The following is a 267-nucleotide window of genomic DNA, read 5'->3' on the forward strand; positions in this document are numbered from 1 at the left end:
CGGTTCACTGGATTGTAGGTTGCGATTTGAGGTAATAGGAAAGCATAGATTCGTAGCCCTTTCGTCTTAGGCGTGACAAGGTGATAGTCGTGATCAGTATCGGGCTTTGGGCGACTGCCCATCCCCCTTTTCGGGTACGACTCCACGCATAGGCATGGTCTTGATCCACTCCCAATCGGATCAGGTTTTTGCGTTTCCGCTCAGGCTTCTTCCAATCATGCCAGATACAGTATCTAAGTCGGTTTCTCAGCCACTCGTCGAGTGATT

At 50.2% G+C, this 267-nt stretch carries 1 pseudogene; it reads right to left on the bottom strand.

Going from position 1 to position 267, the window contains the following annotated elements:
• Positions 1-4: 4 nt before the first annotated feature.
• Positions 5-267, bottom strand: a pseudogene (locus IAQ59_RS22245) (group II intron reverse transcriptase/maturase); the annotation flags it as partial.

This window comes from Lunatimonas salinarum, from assembly GCF_017811155.1.
In the GTDB taxonomy this organism is placed as follows: domain Bacteria; phylum Bacteroidota; class Bacteroidia; order Cytophagales; family Cyclobacteriaceae; genus Lunatimonas; species Lunatimonas salinarum.